Below are 18022 nucleotides of genomic sequence, written 5' to 3' on the forward strand. Positions count from 1 at the left end.
CGTACGCTGTTGTTGCGATCCAAACATTGCCTGAGTCGTCGATTGGTACGTCATGGCGAACTCAATGACAGCTGCGCGCTGACTGTTTCGCCGTACATGGGATCGATGAAGACCATGTATTCGCCCGCAACCGGCAGATTGGGGAAGCTCATCGTCAAACCGGTCTTGGTATTGCGTTGCTGCGACAAGGTCCCGTCGGGCTTGTACAGCGTGTAATACACATCGCGCCCGGCCGGGTTCGTGCTCTGACCCGAAATTACGAACGTGAAACTCTGGCCAGCCGTCGAAGTGAACTTGAAGCGTCCGTTCCGTCCGCGCCGGTCCACTGCGAAGTTCAGCGGTGTACCCAGCGGCGAGGTCACTACCGAATCGGCACTGATGGATACCTTGAAGCTCATCGAACCGGCATCGGCATGCGGCACCACTTTTGCGCTGTAGTTGCCTGCGGCCAGATTCCAAAGATCGATCTCGCAGCCGCCATCCGACGCGCTGCAAGCTTTGCTGGACACTTGGCTTCCGGTCGGCCCATACACATAGAGGTTCGCCGGATAGGGCGCTCCCGGGGTCAGCAGGTCGGACAAACCGATGCCGAGATTTGCGCCCGCAGCAACGGTAAAACTGAAATAGGCTTCTTGGCCAGGCACTTGCGTTGCAAAACTCTTCGGCTCGGCCCCGGTCTCTACCGCGCCTGTTGCGCCCGAAGCCAGCAGTACCGCGGCGCTCAGAGTCTCGCCACGCTCGGGATCCACAAAGACCATGTAGCTACCGCTCGCCGGCAAATTGGACAAGTTCAACGTCATACCATTGATGACTCCGGTCTGCCGGAGCACCGATCCATCCGGCTTGTAGATGGTGTAGGCCACCTGCCTATTGATCGGATTGGTGGTTGGATTCGACACATTGAAAGCAAACGTCTGGCCCGCCGTCGCCGAGAACATCAATCTGGCGTTCTCGCCCAGGCGGCCAAGCGCCAAGTTCAATGGCGCATCCGGCGTGAGTGTATGGACAGCATCCGGACTCAAGGTGGCGGTGAAGCTCATGGTGCTGCTTTGATTGGGTACCACTTTCACCGTGTAGTTACCGGCGTTCAGGTCCCACAGATCCAGTTCGCAGCCGCCGTCCGAGGCATAGCAAGTCTTGTAGGTCAGCTGGCTGCCGTCCGGACGAAGCACGGAAGTCGTCACCGAGCCGGTACCGGTTGGCGTCGCCAGAGCGCTGATAGCCAGCCCGATGTCGGCCCCCTGCTGCGCAGTGAACCTCAGATACGCCTCCTGGTTCGGAGCCTGCGTCTGGAAACTGGCCGGATCGGCGCCTACCGAAACGGACTGCACCTGGCCCGATATCAGCGTTGCCTGGGCCGTCATGGACTCGCCCAGGCTCGGGTCGACGAAGACCATGTAGTTGCCGCTCACCGGCAAGTTGTACAGGTTCATCGTCAGGCCGCTTGCGGCAGTCGGACGCGTCTGGAGTACCGTGCCATCCGGCTTGTAAACGGTATATGCCACCTCCCGATTGATCGGCCCGGTGCTCTGGCCTGCCACGTTGAAAGCAAACGTCTGGCCCGCCGTCGCCGAGAACATCAATCTGGCGTTCTCGCCCCGACGAGCGAGCGTCAAGCTCGCTTGAGTATTCGGCGTGAGCGTACGGACTATGTCCGGACTCAAGGTCGCGTTGAAGCTCATGGTGGTGCTTTGGTTCGACACCACTTTCACCAAGTAGCTGCCAGCGGCCAAGTCCCACAGATCCAGATCGCAGCCGCCGTCCACCACATAGCAAGTCTTGTAAGTCAGCTGACTGCCATCGGGACGATGTACCGAGGTCGTCACCGAGTTGGCACCTGTTGGCGTCGCCAGATCGCTGATAGCCAGCCCGAGGTCGGCCCCCTGCTCCGCATTGAAAGTCAGGTATGCCTCCTGGCTCGAAACCTGGGTCAGAAAGCTGGAAGGGTCGGCGCCCACCGAAACGGATTGCACCTCACCGGATATCAGCGCGACTTGCCCCGTCATGGACTCGCCCAGGCTCGGGTCGACGAAGACCATGTAGTTGCCGCTCACCGGCAAGTTGTACAGGTTCATCGTCAGGCCGCTTGCGGCAGTCGGACGCGTCTGGAGTACCGTGCCATCCGGCTTGTAAACGGTATATGCCACCTCCCGATTGATCGGCCCGGTGCTCTGGCCTGCCACGTTGAAAGCAAACGTCTGGCCCGCCGTCGCCGAGAACATCAATCTGGCGTTCTCGCCCCGACGGCCAAGCGTCAAGCTCAATGGCGTATTCGGCGAAAGTGTATGGACTGCGTCTGGACTCAAGGTCGCTTTCAAACTGATGGGGCCGTTTCCTGTCGGAACCAATTTCACTTTGTGGCGGCCGGCACCTAGATCCCACAGATCGAGATCACAGCCCCCGTCCACCGCATAGCAGGTCTTGCTTGTGATCTGGCTGCCGTCCGGACGATACGCGTAAGCAATTACCGCACCGGTCGAGCCGGGCGTAGCCAGGTCGCTGATGCCGAGCCCCAGATCCGCCCCCTGCTCCGCGTCGAACGTGAGATAGACCTCCTGCTTCGAGGCTTGCGTCGCCAGGCTTGTGGGTTCCGCGCCAAACTCCAAAGCACCCACTTCACCTGACAACAGAGTGACTTGTGCGCTAAGTGTTTCCCCCTTTTCCGGATCGACGAACACGAAGTATTCGCCGCCAACCGGCAGCGCAAACATGTTCATCGTCACGCCGGTGCTGGCAGCGGATTCCTGCAGCAGGGTCCCGTCCGGCTTGAACACCGAGAAATGCACATCGCGGCCGACGGGGCCGGTCGTTTGGCCGGACACGTTGAACGCCAAGGTCTGTCCGGCAGCGCCAGCGAATTTCAGGCGGGCATTCTCTCCGCGCCGTGTCAATTCGATGTTGACAGGCGTGTTGATAGCCAAGGACCTGACTTGATCGGCGCTCAAGGTCGCTTTGAATGCCATGGTTCGATTGCCGTTTACCGGCGGCGTTACCGTGACGTTGTAGGTGCCTGTTTGCGGAATGGACAGATCGACGTCGCAGCCGTTGCTCTCTGCGGAGCACTGTTTACTCGTCAACTGGGTTCCGTTCGGCAGATACACGTAGACCGTGACGTACGCGATCGTTCCCGGCGTAACCAGATCGCTGAGTCCCAAGCCTAGATTCGCCCCCTGCTCGGCAGCGAAATTGAAATAGACATTCTGACCCGCTGTCTGCGTCTCGAAGCTGCCGAGCGAACCGCCCGGATCCGGGCCTCCCACTTGCCCCGCGATGAGCTTGACCTGCGCGGAGGCCGTCTCGCCGCGCCCCGGATCCATGAAGACCAGATAGCTTCCAGTCGAAGGCAGGTTCGCGAGATTCAATGTTAAGCCTGCCACGGTGTTGCCTTGTTGCAGCACGCTCCCGTCGGGCTTGTACACGGTGTAGTACACATCGCGATCCGCTGGCTGGGTCGACTGCCCAGCCACATTGAAAGCGAAGGTCTGCCCTGCCTGCGCGGTGAAAGTAAGTCGCGCATTCTGTCCACGGCGCAGCAAACTCACCGACAACGGCACGTCGACGGTCAAGGGCAGCACCTCGTCGGCGCTCAGAGTCGCCTTGAACGCCAGCGTTCTCGCTCCGTCAGACGGCGGCGTCACCATTACTGCATAGTTGCCAGCCGGCAGACCGGCAAGGTTTACGTCGCAACCACCTTGATTGGCGTAGCAATACTTGTAAGTAAGCTGACTGCCATCAGGGCGATACACATAAACACCAACCGCTCCGCCCGTGCCTGGCGTCACCAAATCGCTGATGCCGAGCCCCAGGTTCGCTCCTTGGCCCGCGTTGAAGTTGAAATAAACATTCTGAGCCGATGTCTGCGTCGCAAATTCGCCCGACTGTTGCCCGGCCGTCAATTCGCCGCTTTGACCCGAAACGAGCACGACCTGGCCCATGAGTGCCGCCCCATAATTCGGGTCGACATAAATCCAGTAATTGCCGCCGACAGGCAATCTCGGCATGTTCTGGGTAAGCCCCGCCTTGGTACTGCCTTGTTGCAGGACGCTTCCGTCCGGCTTGTGTACGGTGTAGTACACATCGTGATTTACCGGCGATGTAACTTGCCCGCTGACATTGAATGCCAACGTTTGCCCGGCTTGCGCTGCAAACGTCAACCGCCCATTTTGGCCTCGCCGCCCCAGGGTCAGCGGCGCTGGTGCATCGGGCACCAATGCCACGCGCTGGTCGGCGCTCAGAGTGGTTTTCAACGAGAACGTCCGCGCGCCCTCGGACGCAGGCTCGAACACTACGCTGTACTGCCCCGGCATACTCAGCGATGCCAAGTTCAAGTCGCAGCCACCGTTCGTGGCGAAACACAGCTCATATGCCAATTGGCTGCCGTCCGAACGGAATACCGTCGTTCGCATGGACTGCGTCGTGCCCGGCGTGACCAGATCGTGCACGCCGATGCCGAGATCGTCTCCCGCCGCGACATTCAGCAGCAAGCGCTTGCTCTGATACGGAGTGCCCGTCGTTACCGCGCTGGGCTCGGCCTGCGTCCCCAGTAACGAATTCTTCTCCCAGACAAGATTCCACGACAATGGCCCGGCGGGCTTGAGCAACAATAGATGCGTACCTGCGCTCAGATGGGGCAGGTGCACGGACGGCTTGGTCGCGCTCACATCGCCGCTCGTCAGCTTGCGATTATCCGGCCCGTACAAGGCATAGGTCATCGGCGATGCCGACAGCGCGCTGAACTGCAGACTCGTCAGATCCCGGGTTGCCGAATCCAACAGCAACGCGACTTGTTGATTGTCGGCAGCCGTGGATACCGCACGCGGTGTATCGAGCGAAAGTCGGCCTGCGTTTACGGCATCGGCGGCATTCACCCCATCCGGCAAGACGACGAACTCTTCGATGCTTTGTACACTGCCGTAGGGAGTGCTTACGGTGACCCGCCCGGAGCCGGCTCGTACCGGAACGGGAAAAACCAGTTGGGTGTTGCCGATGGTATTCGGCACCGCCACGCGACTACCGAGAAGCACTCGGGTGAGATCCGGCGCGGGGTACAAACGCTGGCCAGTGACCGTCACCGCCGTGCCACTGTGGCCGATCAACGGACTGATGCCCGTAATCACCGGAGGTTGCGCACTCTCGTCGATCACGAAATCGGACGGGCCCGTCGCCGTTTGGCTACCCACCGTTACGGTCAACGGCCCGGTGCTAGCGCCAGCCGGCACCAGCACGTCGAGTTCCGTCGCCGCAGCGTGGGTTACGGTCGCCGCGGTGCCGTTGAAGCGCACGATATTCTCGGCCGGCGTGGCGCCGAACCCTTGGCCCTCGATCCTGACCGGAACGCCGACACCACCACGGGCAGGCAGGAACGTGAAAATGGCGACTTGACCGGCAGCCAGGCGTTCGATCCGCAGCAGATTGCCTACTTTGTCGTAGACGTAGCGCGCGCTTTCACCGGACTGCTCGTTGACCGTTACGACCAGTCGGCCGTTGTCGTCGTATACGTACTTGGCCGCCAACGCCAGCGAGCCGCCGATCAATGCGACGACGCCGAGGAGCAAAGCCAGCCACCAGACGGGGCCTCTGGATACCGTTCTTCGTTGACGAGCGGAAACCATTCCGCATCGAACTTCATCACCCGTCGCCCGACGGCCCAGCCCTACGTCCTGTTCCATATTGCTCTCTCCAAGAGCAGCCCGGCGCACCAGGCTTCCTGAATTTGAATTGCGTCCGTTTCGGCGCGCCGGGACTCCCTCCGGCGCTTCGTTCATTGCCTGAACCCAGGATCCCCCGGATACCCAGACATCGTCCCCAGCCTAAGGTCAGGCCCCTGCAGGTAACGCCTGGACCACTTCGATCTCCTGTTGGCCCGCCTTCTTTCCATCGATGCTCACCTCCACGAGATAGCGGCCGATGGCCCAGGCAGGCGCCTGCTTGGAGAACTCGAAGTTGGAGGTGGCATCGATCGAGGTCGTTATGCTCTTGCTGACTTCACCCACCACCTGACCATTGGCCATGGCGATGAGCTTCGCGGTCACCGGAACGGACACTGCCTGCCCCTTGGTGCTGACCGAGGCGATCAGCTTGTCGGTGGGCACGAACAGCGTTGTAGGGAATACGGAGCCGTCCGTTTGCTGGCTGTTGCCCACATTCAGGGCGAACAAGCTGAGAGCCGGCGACCTGGCTTGTACGACTTTCGCCTCTGCAGCTTTTTCGCCGTCTCCTTTCTGTGCGCAACCCGTCACAAAGAAGGACATGGCTAGAACTGCAGATAGTAGAAGCTTCGCACTGCCCATTGATCCATCCCCACTGTTGAAGATCCGCATCTTACATTCTCTTTCCCGAAGCTTTCGGTTACCGGCACGGCGAACTGGCACGCCCTCAATTGAATATCCTCAGAAAGACAGAAGCAGGCCGCAGGCGTTAAACCTGAATGGCAAGGCGGGACACATTTCACGCGAGCCGCTCAACTTGCATAGCTTGTGCCCAACCCCATTCGCCGGCGTACCGACTCGTATTCTTCGCAAGCAGCAGGCATTGCTCAGCACGGCCCCGGGAGACGAGTAGTTCGCTCCCACCTCACGCCTGTTGCCAAACCTCCTGGTGATTCGCCGGTCGACGAGCGAGGGGTCAAGCGTCGGGACTGGATTCGGTCTCGGCTTCGACCACCAGCATGACTTCCTCCAAGCGCATCGAGCGGCATGCGACCACGATCGCCAGGCCGTCGTCGAATTCGATCGCGTGCTCGAACTCGCCCTGCTCACCCACCCGGAACTCGTGCATCAGCAGGTCAGGGTGCCCCGGGCGACGTCGGGGTCGCTGAGATATCGAATAGCCCAGGATGTCGGTGTAATGCAGGTGGAAGATCCGGTCGTGATACGGACCGAGCAGTTCCAGATGCAGGTTCTGCGTCATCCGACGTTCGGCAAGCTCGAATGAGTTCAGCGAAAGACGACGCAGCCAAGAATCGTGCAGGGATGTCTTCGACAAATCGTAGCGACCGGAGTCGCTGAGGAAGGTATACAGATCGTCGTCGATCGTTCCTTTCAGCCCAGCGAGATAGTCCAGATAACGATCGATGCAGAGATCGAACTCGCTTTCGTAGATATAGCGAAACATAGCTGCGCTCAGTCCTTCAGCGCCGCGCCCGCGTGCGCTTCGACCAGCTTCCACGGGATCACCGGCCACTGCGGGTATTCGCAGGCACGGCCCACGCGCGCGAAGATCGGGCCGACGTACAGGCCTTCCGGGCGCAGGTGCCAGGACGGGAGGTTCCAGTCTGAAAGCTCGCGGTAGTCGCAACCTTGGTCGGCCTTGGGCGCCGCCATCTCGGCCGGATACAACTTGCTCAGGGTCGCGACCAGCCACGGCGCCAGGGTGTCGTCGCGGTAGCCGCTCCAGCGCTGGTACTCGGCGCGATCGTCATCGTTCGGCCGCGGCGGACGGCCCTTGCCAAGCCACAGCACGTCTTCGAGTTCGAGCTCGCGGCCGCTGCGCACGTCCAGATTCAGGGGCGAATCGCCGAAGTCCGGGTGCGCGCCGCCGCAGTCGTAGGAGGTGAACAGGCTGACGCTGAGGACGCGTTCGTCCATATAACGCGGGATCGTCGTCTGCTCGTACTCGCCCATCTCGAAGGACTTGCACTGGAAGTAGGAAGCGACCGACTTCCACTGCCGTTCGCGCAGGACCGCATTGATCCGCGCCAGGGTCGCTACGTCGTAGCCGGACTCCACCTGGAACAGGTCGATGCCGCTGCGCGGTTCGACCCACCATTGCAGGCGATGACCAGCGAAGGTCTCGCGCTTGCCGCTCTTGAGTTCGAGCGCGCCGATGCGCAAGGCTTCGTAGCCGTCGTCGACGCCGCGCCGGTAGCGCGCGCCATCGGCGCCGGCACGCAAGGCCGCGATATCGACCTTGTGCAACTGGATCGGCAGTTTCTTGCCCTTGCCGCCCTGCCATTGCCCCAGCAAGTCCCGTCCCTTGGGCCACAGCTCCCAGCGCTCGGTGACTTCGCCGTCGCGGGTTTCGACCCGCAGATGCAGATGCGCGTCGTCGTCGCGCCGCCCTTGCAGGCGTTGGTCGAGCAGATGCTTGCGATAGAAATACTGGCCGTCGATGTCGGTGTCGCCGTCCAGGCTGACCACGACCGGCAAGCCGCCTATCGAGCCCTGCCAGAGTTCGGCGGCGGCGATCGCGGGAAACGATGACAGCGCGAGTGCGGCGGCGCACAGCAAGATTCGATTCACGGTCATGCTGCCTTCCTTGAGCGACAGCGCGGACGCTGCGAATAGATGAATCAGGGCGCGGCCTTGCGTTCGCTGCGCAGAGCGACCTGCTCGGCGATGGTCAGGGCGACGTTGTTGCGCAGGTAGGCGGGCTCGACCAGTTCGGGGGCGACCGCTTCGCCGCGCGCATACGCCAGCGCCGCCAGCCGCGCGAGATCGGCCGCATGCGGCAGGGCTTCGGCGTCGACGCCGGCGAAACGCGCGCCCAGCCGATGTTGCAGGGCGCCGTGGGCGGCTGCGAAACCGGTGCCGACGCCGAGCCAGCCGGCGGCATCGCCGGGCACTACGGCCGCATCGGGCGCGATCACGGTTTCTTCGTCGAGCGCGTGCGCGTCGCCGCCGCGCAACTCGAAGGCACCGGTGTAAACCTCGCCCATGCGCGCATCGATCGCGGTATACACGCGCAACGCGTCGTCGCTGCCGGCGTTCGCTGCGAGCGGATGCGCGCGCAGGGCGAGCACGGCCAGAGTCGATACCGGCACGATCGGCCGGTCCAGGGCCAGGGCGATGCCCTGCGCGATCGCGATCGCCAGGCGCACGCCGGTGAACGCGCCGGGGCCGCGGCTGATCGCGATGGCATCGAGTTCGGATCGCCGCACGCCGGCTTCGGCCAACAGCTGCTCGGCCCAGGGCAAGGACAGTTCGGCGTGGCGCCGCGGCGCCAACTCGAAGCGCTCGCGCACTTCGCCGTCCAGCCACACGGCGACGGAACAGGCTTCGGTGGCGGTTTCGAACGCTAGCAGTTTCATGGGGCTCGGCGGGGTCGGACGGGCGTTTCGCGCCGCGATTGTCTCATGCGGGCGCTCCTGGAACCTCCGCCGCACTTTGCCCAGCGCTGCACACGGGGTCGCGCCGGCGGGGCCTCGCCGGTGCCCCCTTCACTCGCCGTCGGCAACCGCGGGATCGTTCGGGTTCGGCTGCCACAGCTCGATCAGGCCGCCTTCGGGGTCGAGCACATAGCCGAACTTGCCCTGCTCGCTGTCTTCACCGCGATCGAGCACCTGGCAGCCCTCTTCGCGCAGCGCGAGCAGCATCGCGTCGAGGTCGTCGACGCGGAAATTCACCATGTAGGGCTTGCTGCTGGGCTGGAAGTACTCGGTGTCGGCCTTGAACGGCGACCACACCGTATAGCCCGTCTGGCCGGTCGGCTGGCCGTCGGCATCGAGCCGGCCCCAGGGGAACAGGGCGCCGCCCCAGTCCTCCACGCCGACGCCCAGATGCCTGGCGTACCACGCCGCCAGCGCGGCCGGATCGTCGGCCTTGAAGAACACGCCACCCAGGCCGTGCACACGCGGTTTGCGCTCCGTCATGCTCCTACCCTCCTCGCGGATCAGCGGTAGTGGTCCTCATCGACCGACAAGGACGATTCTAGACGCAAGGGCTCGCCGGCGAAGAAGCTGGCCACGTCCTCGACCCGGCGCGTGCGCGGCAGCGGCGGCAGCGAATCGAGGAAGGTCTTGCCGTAGCTCTTGGAGATCAGGCGCGGGTCGCACAGCACCAGCACGCCGCGGTCGGTCTCGCTGCGGATCAGGCGTCCAGCGCCCTGCTTCAGCGCGATCACCGCCTGCGGCAGTTGTTCGTCGCGGAACGGGTTGCCGCCGCCGCGGCGGATCGCGTCCAGGCGCGCCTCGAACACCGGGTCGTCGGGCGCGGCGAACGGCAGTTTGTCGATCACCACCACGCTCAACGCCTCGCCTGCGACGTCGACCCCTTCGCGGAAGCTCGCCGCGCCGAGCAGCACGCCGTTGCCGGAGGCGCGGAAGCGCTCCAGCAACACGTGGCGCGGCGCTTCGCCCTGGACGAACAAGGGCCAGGGGCCGCCGCGCAACAGCTCGGCGGCTTCGCGCAAGGCGCGGTGCGAGGCGAACAGGACGAAGGCGCGGCCGCCCGAGGCTTCGAGCACCGGCCGCAGTTTGTCGACCATGCTCTCGTTGTAATGGCGCACCACCGGATCGGGCAGCCCGGTCGGCAGATAACACAGCGCTTGCTCGGCCCAGTCGAACGGACTCGGCGCGAGCAGGGTCTTGGGCTCGACCAGGCCGAGCTTGGTCGCGTAATGCTGGAACTGGCCGCCGATCGCCAAGGTCGCCGAGGTGAACACCCACGACGCGCGCGAACGTTCGCGATGCTCAGCCAGCGGGCCGGCGACGTCGAGCGGCGTACGGCTGAGGCGGAACCCGCGCGCGGTCAGTTCGTACCACAGCACGCTGCTGTCGGGGCCGGCGGGCGTTTGTTCTTCCTCGTCGTCGTCGGCGGCGTCCGTGTCGACCGCTTCGGCCGCGACCTCCGCCAGCGGCCGGCGCGGCGGTTCGAAATCGTCGTCTTCCTCGACGACCGGCTCGGGCGGGCGTGCGACGGTCGGGCCGCGCCAGCGCCGCAGCTTGGTCTCGAAGTCCTTGGCCCGTGCATGGCAGCTCTCGAAGCCCGGCGCGGCGGCGCGCAGCGGTTCGAGGGTGGTGCGCATGCTGCGCAAGGCCGCGGCCAGCGTATCGAACGCCGCTTCCACCTCGGGCAATTCGGCGGCGCGGCGACGGGTCGCGCGCACCGGCAGCTCGTCCATGGCCGCACGCACGGTGCGCACCGCCTGTTCGAGCTCGCGCGCGGGCCCCTGCACGCTGGCGAGCGCGCCGGTGACCTGCTTGCATTCGGCCAGGGCGTCGCGGGCCAGCTCGACCAACGGCCGTGCGCTGATCGCCTCGCCGAAGAACTGCGAAGCCAGGTCAGGCAGCTGATGCGCTTCGTCGACGACGAAGGCCTGCGCGCCCGGCAGGATTTCGCCGAAGCCTTCCTGCTTCAACGCAAGGTCGGCGAGCAACAGATGATGGTTGACCACGACCAGGTCGGCGGCCTGGGCGCGCTGGCGCGCCTGAATCACGAAGCAGTCGCCGAACATCGGGCAGTCGCTGCCGAGGCAGTTTTCCGCGGTCGAGGTGACCATCGGCAGCAGCGGCGAATCTTCCGGCAAGGCGTCCAGTTCGGCCAGATCGCCCATGCGCGTGCGCCCGGCCCAGCTGACGATGCGCTGGAACTGGGCGGCGTATTCGCGGCTGGTGAAACGCGGTTCGCCCTTGGCCTGCTCGGTGCGGTATTTGCACAGATAGTTGGCGCGGCCTTTCAGCAGCGCGGTCTTCAAGCCGACGCCGAGGGCGTCGCGCACCCGCGGCAAGTCGCGGTGATAGAGCTGGTCCTGCAGCGCGCGGGTGCCGGTCGAGACGATGGTCTTGAGCCCCGACAGCAACGCCGGGACCAGATAGGCGAAGGTCTTGCCGGTGCCGGTGCCGGCTTCGGCGAGCAGGGCCGTACGCGATTCGAAGGCGTCGGCGATCGCCGCCGACAAATCCTGTTGCGCCGAGCGCGGCGCGAACGCGGCGATGTTGCGCGCGAGGTCGCCGCCCTCGCTCAGCGCGGCACGACTGGCTACGCCAAGGCGGCTGGGTTCCATATCCGATTCAATACCGCGCTGGCGCTGCGACCGTGCAGGCGTCGATTTTAGCCTGTGCCTGCTTCTTCGCCTCGGTGAGCTGGCTGCGCTGCGGCACCAGGGCGTCGTAATGCTCCTGTCGCTGCGCCAGCTTCATCGCCGCGCCGACACCGTCGAGCTTCGCCTGCCGCACCTGGGCGATGGTCGCCCAATGACGGCGACACAGCGGGCCGACCTGGGAGCCGGAATCGAAGGCCTTCTGTGCATAACGCTCGGCATCGTCGAGACGGTGCTGCAGCAGCGCCGCCTCGGCGCGTTCCTGCAGCAGGGCCGGGTCGGCGGCGTTGATCTGCAGCGCCTGGTCGAGCGCCGCGGCGGCTTCGACGTACTTGCGGGCGCGTTCCAGTTGCGCGGCCTGCTGGCGCAGGTCTTCGACCTGCGGATCGCGGATCGGTTGCACGTCGAGTTCGCGCGCTGCGCCGCCGGCGGCGGCGCGCACCGCGGCGACCGCGGCCTCGCCGTTGAAACTCGCTTCGGCCAACTGCGCCGGCTGCGGCGGCGCGACCGCGCAGGCGCTCGCCAGGCAGGTCAGGACGACCAGGACGACGCCTTTGCGCCGGGCACCTCGGGGGAAGGCGCCGGTGAACTCACTGCACTTCATGACTTACTGCTCCGGGGGCGGGGAATCGGGAGACGGCGCCGGTTCGCGCGCAGGTTCTTCCTTGTCCTTGCCGATACCGAACCACTCGCGCCAGCCGCCGCCGGAGGCTTCGCCTTCGGCCTGCGGCGCCGGGCACGGCGCGTATTCCGGCGCGAAGCCGGCCACGAACGGGAAGCGGCGCGCGCCGACGCAGCTCGCGTCGGTGGTATGGGTGCCGATCACCGCCTGCCAGTCCAGGCCCTTGTCGGTGACCTTGAGCGGCGCGGTCGGCAGGCGCGAGAAGATCGCCGACCACACCCGCATCGCGCCGGTCGCACCGTACAGGCCGGTGGTCTGGTTCTGGTCGTTGCCGACCCAGATCACCGCCAGGTGATCGCCGGTCCAGCCGGCGAACCAGCTGTCGCGGCCGTCGTTGCTGGTACCGGTCTTGCCTGCGGGCGAGAGACGGCCGAGGCCGTCGCCGATCAACTGCCGGCCGGTGCCGTTGCTGACCGCCTGCTGCAGGGCGATGGTGATCAGGCGCGCGGCGATCGCGTCGCCTTCCTGCGCCGGGGCCGGTTCCTTGTCGTAACGCTTGACCGCCTTGCCGTCGCTGCCGAGCACGCCGCGCACCGCATGCAGGGGCTGGATTTCGCCGCCGGAGGCGAGGAACTGGTACAGCTGCGCCATCGCATACGGGCTCTGGTCGACCGCACCGAGGATCAGCGAGGGGTTGTTCGGCGCTTCGATGCCGGCCAGGGTCTTGATCAGGTCGGCGACGCGTTCCGGCGCGACCTTCATGCCGATGCGCACCGTGGCCTGGTTATAGGACATGGCCAGCGCATCGATCATGCGCACCAGGCCATGGCTGCGGCCGTCGGAATTGCCGGGGTTCCAGTTGCGGCCGCGGCCGAGCTTGACCGTGACCGGCGAGTCGTCGACCCACGAGGCCAGGCTGAATTCGTTCGGCTGCGCCAACGCCAGCAGGTACACGAACGGCTTCAACAGCGAGCCGACCGGCCGCTGCGCTTCGACCGCGCGATTGAACCCGTGCTCGGTGAACTCGCGGCTGCCGACCACGGCCACGACTTCGCCGTTGTGCACGTCGGTGACGACCAGGCCAGCCTGCAACGGCGGGCGGCGCTTGCTGTCCAGGCTCTTGAGGGTGCGCGCGACCGCGCCCTCGGCCTGCGCCTGCGCCGACGGCGACATGCCGCTCATGACGCTGAGGCCGGCGCCGGCGAGCGCATCGGCCGGGTAGTCGCGCGCGAGTTGGCGGCGGACCAGGTCGACATACGCCGGGAAACGATTGGCGGCGACGCTGCCGGGATTGGAGGTGATGCCGAGCGGCGTCTTCAGCGCGCGCTGGTATTCCTTGTCGTCGATCAGCTGGGTCTCGTGCATCTCGCCGAGGACGAAATTGCGCCGCTCCAGCGCGCGCTCGGGATTGCGCCGCGGGTCGTAGTAGGACGGGCCGCGCACGATGCCGATCAGCAACGCAATCTGTTCGGTGTTGAGGTCGCGCAGGTCGCGGCCGAACCAGAACTCGGAGGCCGCAGCGACGCCATGGATGGCCTGCGAGCCGCGCTGGCCGAGATAGACCTGGTTGAAATACGCCTCGAGGATGGTGCGCTTGTCGTAGCGCGCCTCCATCAGCAGGGCGTAGATGATTTCCTTGCCCTTGCGGGTCAGGGTCTGTTCCTGGCCGATGCCGAGCAGGCCGCTGCGCGCGAGCTGCTGGGTCAGGGTGCTGGCGCCCTGCTTGGCGCGGCCGGCGGCGACGTTCTTGAACGCCGCGCGCGCCATGCCGCTGAGGTCGATGCCCATGTGATGGGCGAAGTCGCGGTCCTCGACGGCCTGCAGGCCGGTGACCAGCAATTCGGGCACTTCCTCGATCCGCACCAGGCGGCGCTCTTCCTGCTTCTGCCCATACAGCGTGGCGATGCGCGCCGGGTCCAGGCGCGTGGTCTTCAGCGACTTGCGCGAGGTCAGGTCGCGCAGGCTGGCAACGCGGCCGCCGGACACCACGACTTCGATACGCCGTGCCGGCACGGCGCCGTCGACATCGTTGAAACCGCGGCTGGCGACGGTGAAACGGCCGCCCTGGCGGGCATAGGTACCGGGGCGCTCGCCGCTGTCCTCGCGATAGGAGGCGGCGTCGAGTTCGGTCTTCAGCGTGCCCGGATCCAGGGCCTGGCCCGGCGCCAGTTCGAGCGGACGCGCATAGACCCGGGTCGGAATCTGCCAGCGCAACTGACCGAAGCGCTGGCCGACCTCGTGATTGAGATAGAGCGTGTACGGAATCAGGAAACCGAGCCCCAGGCCGATCGCGGCCAGGGCCCAGGTCACCAGTCGGCGGCGCCAGGTCGGCGCATGGCCGTCGCCGTCATTACCGTCGTTGTCGAGCTCGTCTTCGTCGTAATCGATTCGGGCCACGGATATGCAACACAGGGAGTCGCGGCAAGTCTAGCGCAGGCATCCGGAGCCCGTGCCTGGGGCCCCGCGGCGGCGGCATCGGCGTTCATACCCGGTGAATGCAGGCTGAGGCTGGGGCTGGAGGGGCCGGCGGGGGTGGATGCGATGCGGTCTGGGCGGGGTGATTCGGGGGCAGCGGCCGGAGCTGGCGATGGCTGGGGCGCTAGGGCCGACGGGGCGGTCGACGGGCCTCGGGCGATGGCTGGGCACGCAGGGGCTGCCGGGTCGCGGGTTGCCGGTGTTTTTGGCCGGGGCGATGTCGCGCTTGGGCAGAAGCTTCGGCTTTGTTTTTACCGAGAGGGAGTTAGGACGAGTCGCGCGGCCGGTGCCGGCGGGGTCGCTCGGTCGTAGGTTATGGGTGGTTGCTTGGGCGGGGGCGATGTCGCGCTTGGGCAGGAGCTTCGGCCTTGTTTTTCAGCCGAGATCACGCGGCATCACCCCGTCGCGGCCTCGCAGGCCGTCGCGCAGGCCGCGCAGCATCGCGCGCAGATAGGCCATGCGCGGCTTCAACAACAAGGCGGTGCCGACGAATTTCAGGACCAGCCGCGGCAGGTCCTGCGCCATCCAGCGGCGCGGCACTTCGGCGCGGCGGTACAGCAGCACGCGGTTGCGCATCATGTAGTACAGCCGGGTCGGGCTGTGCACGACGGTGCGGTAGGGAACCAGACGGGAGACCTGGACCAGGTCGCCGATGCGGTGCTGCATGCGCGCATCGCAGATGCCGTACAGGCGATAGCCGCGATGGCGCGCGCGCGAGCTCCATTCGATGTCGACGTTGTCGATGAACAAGCCCTCGTCCATGCCGCCGACGGTGTCGAGCACGTCCAGCGGCAACAGGGTGCCCGAGGTGATCAGGAAATCGCAGTCGACCACCTGCCCCGGCCCGCCGTAGAGCTTGCGGTTCATCGGGAAGGCGATCTGCACGAACGGTGCGACCTCGCCGGTGCGTTCGTCGCGGAACTGCGGCCCGACCGCGGCCACCGGCCCCTGCCCGCGCAGCTGCTGCAGGTGGCGCATCAGCACGGCGACCATGTCCGGGTCGACGATGCTGTCCTGGTCCATCAACAGCACCTGCCCGAACCCGGCCGCACGCGCGGCGCGCGCGGCGTGGTTGATGGCGCTGCCCAGGCCGACGTTGCGCTCGGAGCGGAACACCTCGATGCCCTGCCCGCGCAGCCGCTCGAAATACGCCTCCAGCGCCTCGCCGGTGCTGGCGTTGTCGAAGATCTGCACGCGACCGACCTGGTCCCTGACCGCGGCGATCACGCGTTCCAGCAGCTCGATCTGCGGGTGGTAGGTGACGATGGCGGCGCTGACGTCGATGCGAGGGTTCGCCGTGGCCTGGCTGGCGCTGCTCATGTCAGCGCGATCCGGGCCGACTGCGAAGCGATGCTTGCCGTCCAAGCAACGATCCGCGGGGTGCTCGTGGACGCAGTCATTCCCCCGCCCCTTGTCTGCCCGAACGAACGGACTGCATGGACGAGCAGTGAGCGGCAAAGAAAGTCGGATCGGGACAAGGAAGGTATCGCGGACTGGCGGGCATCGGCGCCATTATCGCTCAGCGGCGGCCGGGGCGCCGTGCGTCGATCCGTCGGATCGGACCGCGGATCGAAGTGCGGGCGCGTACGAGTGGGCGCCCGCCTCAGTTCGAAGCCGCCTCGGCGCTGCGCACGCGGGCACTGAGTTCTTCGATGCCGGCGGCGCGGGCGTCGAGCGAACGGGCGGCGTCGAGCGCGCTGCGGGCGGCGCGCAGTTCGCCGGCGCCGAGGCGTTCGTCGCCGACCGCGATCCAGCGCTGGGCCAGGCGCGCGGCGGCTTCGCGCGCCGGCGCACCGCCGCCTTCGAGCGCGCGCCGCGCATCCAGGCATTCGCCGGCGCGCGACAGTCGGTTGGCGCTGAGTTCCTTGTCGAAGCAACGCTTGGCGGCCGGCAACAGGCGCGCGGCGGCGGCGCGCACCGCGGGGTCCTGCGGCGCGATCGCCTGAGCCGCGCGCAATTTGTCGTAGGCGCTGTCGCCCGGCGGGGTCAGCAGGTCGCCGCGCTGCTCGGCGGCGGCGGCTTCGCTCAACAGGCGGCGCAGCGATTGGCGTTGCGCGGCCGGCGCCTGCTGCTCGAAGCGCTTGCGCGATTCGCGGGCGCGGTCGAGGTGCTGCTGGGCCAGCGCGACCGCCGGCACCTCGATCGCCGCGCTCTCGGCGATACCGCGCGCCTGCAGCAGCACGGCCTCGGCCTCGGGGACACGGAAATCCGCGGCGAGGCGCTCGCTGCGCGCGGCATAGGCGTTGGCGACCGCGGCCAGCCCGCGCCGCGCCGCGTCGTCGTCGGCATGGACGGCGAGCAGGTCGCTGTAACCGGCGCGCGCGTCGTCGAAACGCTGCCGGCGCAGCGCCAGGTCGCTGTCGCGGCGGCGCCGTTCGACATGGCTTTCGAGCAGGTTCAGCGCATCCGGCAGATCGGCATGACCGGGGTCGGCGGCCTGTACGCGCTGGATGCCCGCCGCGCCGCGCGCGAGGTCGCCGTCGGCCAGCGCCTTGCGCGCCGACTGCAGCAGATCGGCGAGGGTATCGTCGCGGCCTTCGAGGGCGTCGTTGCGTTGCGGTTGCAGCGCGAGCACGCGCAGATACAGCGGCAGCGCCGCATACGGCGCACCGTCGAGCCGGCCCTGCGCGCGTGCGCTCGCGGCTTCGGCGACCAGCCGGTCGAGCCCGGCGTGGGCCGCCTCGCGTTCGCGCAGCCGGCGCGCCATGGCCTCGACCCGGTCGCGCGGCGTCGCCAGCTGGCGAGCCAGATCGAGCTGTTGGCGGGCGAAGTCGAAGTGTCCGCGGTCGATCGCCTGGCCGGCCTGATCGAGCGCGACCCGGCCGACCTTGACCAGGCCTTCGCGGGCGTCGCTGCGGTCGGGGTCGAGGGCCAGCGCGGCCTCGAACAACTCGCGCGCGCCGTGGCCATCGGCCGAACTTAGCCGGCCTTCGGCCAGGGCCTGGGTCGCTTCTTCGCGCAGGCTCTGCGCGCGGGTGTCCGGCCACAGCCATTCCGACATCGCCTGCCGTCCGAGGACCAGCACTAGCAGTAAACCGGCAGCGACCAGGATTGCGCCACGCAGACCCCAGCGCCGGGCACGCAAGCCGTTGTCGCGCTCCCCGGGGGGTGCCCGATCGAAGCGCAGGGCACTGTAATCCCCGGCCAGCGGTTCGATGCGCACGGCAG

The 18022-nt window shown here is 66.4% G+C and carries 11 protein-coding genes; all 11 read right to left on the reverse strand.

All coding sequences use genetic code 11. From position 1 onward, the window contains the following. Window positions 1-50 precede the first annotated feature (50 nt). A complete protein-coding gene (locus tag ACKN61_RS19260; protein WP_408950824.1) occupies window positions 51-5669 on the reverse strand; it encodes an IPT/TIG domain-containing protein in 5619 nt (1872 codons plus the stop codon). Between the two features lie 147 nt (window positions 5670-5816). After that, window positions 5817-6320: a hypothetical protein gene (locus tag ACKN61_RS19265; RefSeq protein ID WP_408950825.1), complete on the reverse strand. Its 504-nt coding sequence runs from the start codon at window positions 6318-6320 to the stop codon at window positions 5817-5819. Between the two features lie 304 nt (window positions 6321-6624). Beyond that, entirely contained in the window at window positions 6625-7182 is a 558-nt protein-coding gene (locus tag ACKN61_RS19270; RefSeq protein ID WP_408950826.1) for a hypothetical protein, read from the reverse strand. Continuing rightward, entirely contained in the window at window positions 7122-8246 is a 1125-nt protein-coding gene (locus tag ACKN61_RS19275; protein WP_408950827.1) for a hypothetical protein, read from the reverse strand. The genes ACKN61_RS19270 and ACKN61_RS19275 overlap by 61 nt, the downstream gene beginning before the upstream one ends. Window positions 8247-8290: 44 nt before the next feature. Beyond that, window positions 8291-9028 carry a tRNA (adenosine(37)-N6)-threonylcarbamoyltransferase complex dimerization subunit type 1 TsaB gene (tsaB, locus tag ACKN61_RS19280; protein ID WP_408950828.1) on the reverse strand — a complete coding sequence of 246 codons (738 nt, stop codon included), beginning with the start codon at window positions 9026-9028 and terminating at the stop codon, window positions 8291-8293. Between the two features lie 129 nt (window positions 9029-9157). Next, on the reverse strand, window positions 9158-9589 hold the full coding sequence (locus ACKN61_RS19285; RefSeq protein ID WP_031372862.1) for a VOC family protein: 432 nt from the start codon (window positions 9587-9589) through the stop codon (window positions 9158-9160). 20 nt (window positions 9590-9609) lie between these two features. Then, the gene (locus ACKN61_RS19290) at window positions 9610-11721 is read right to left on the reverse strand and encodes an ATP-dependent DNA helicase (RefSeq protein WP_408950829.1); all 2112 of its coding nucleotides are present in this window, start codon (window positions 11719-11721) and stop codon (window positions 9610-9612) included. Window positions 11722-11728: 7 nt separating this feature from the next. Continuing rightward, window positions 11729-12361: a hypothetical protein gene (locus ACKN61_RS19295; protein ID WP_408950830.1), complete on the reverse strand. Its 633-nt coding sequence runs from the start codon at window positions 12359-12361 to the stop codon at window positions 11729-11731. Between the two features lie 3 nt (window positions 12362-12364). After that, window positions 12365-14767 carry a penicillin-binding protein 1B gene (mrcB, locus tag ACKN61_RS19300; RefSeq protein ID WP_408953868.1) on the reverse strand — a complete coding sequence of 801 codons (2403 nt, stop codon included), beginning with the start codon at window positions 14765-14767 and terminating at the stop codon, window positions 12365-12367. A 462-nt stretch (window positions 14768-15229) separates the two neighbouring features. Then, a complete protein-coding gene (locus tag ACKN61_RS19305) occupies window positions 15230-16174 on the reverse strand; it encodes a glycosyltransferase family 2 protein (protein ID WP_408950831.1) in 945 nt (314 codons plus the stop codon). A gap of 283 nt (window positions 16175-16457) precedes the next feature. Beyond that, window positions 16458-17855: a hypothetical protein gene (locus ACKN61_RS19310; RefSeq protein ID WP_408950832.1), complete on the reverse strand. Its 1398-nt coding sequence runs from the start codon at window positions 17853-17855 to the stop codon at window positions 16458-16460. Window positions 17856-18022 lie beyond the last annotated feature (167 nt).

It is taken from the genome of Lysobacter sp. Hz25 (assembly GCF_046097045.1).
Classification (GTDB): domain Bacteria; phylum Pseudomonadota; class Gammaproteobacteria; order Xanthomonadales; family Xanthomonadaceae; genus Lysobacter; species Lysobacter antibioticus_B.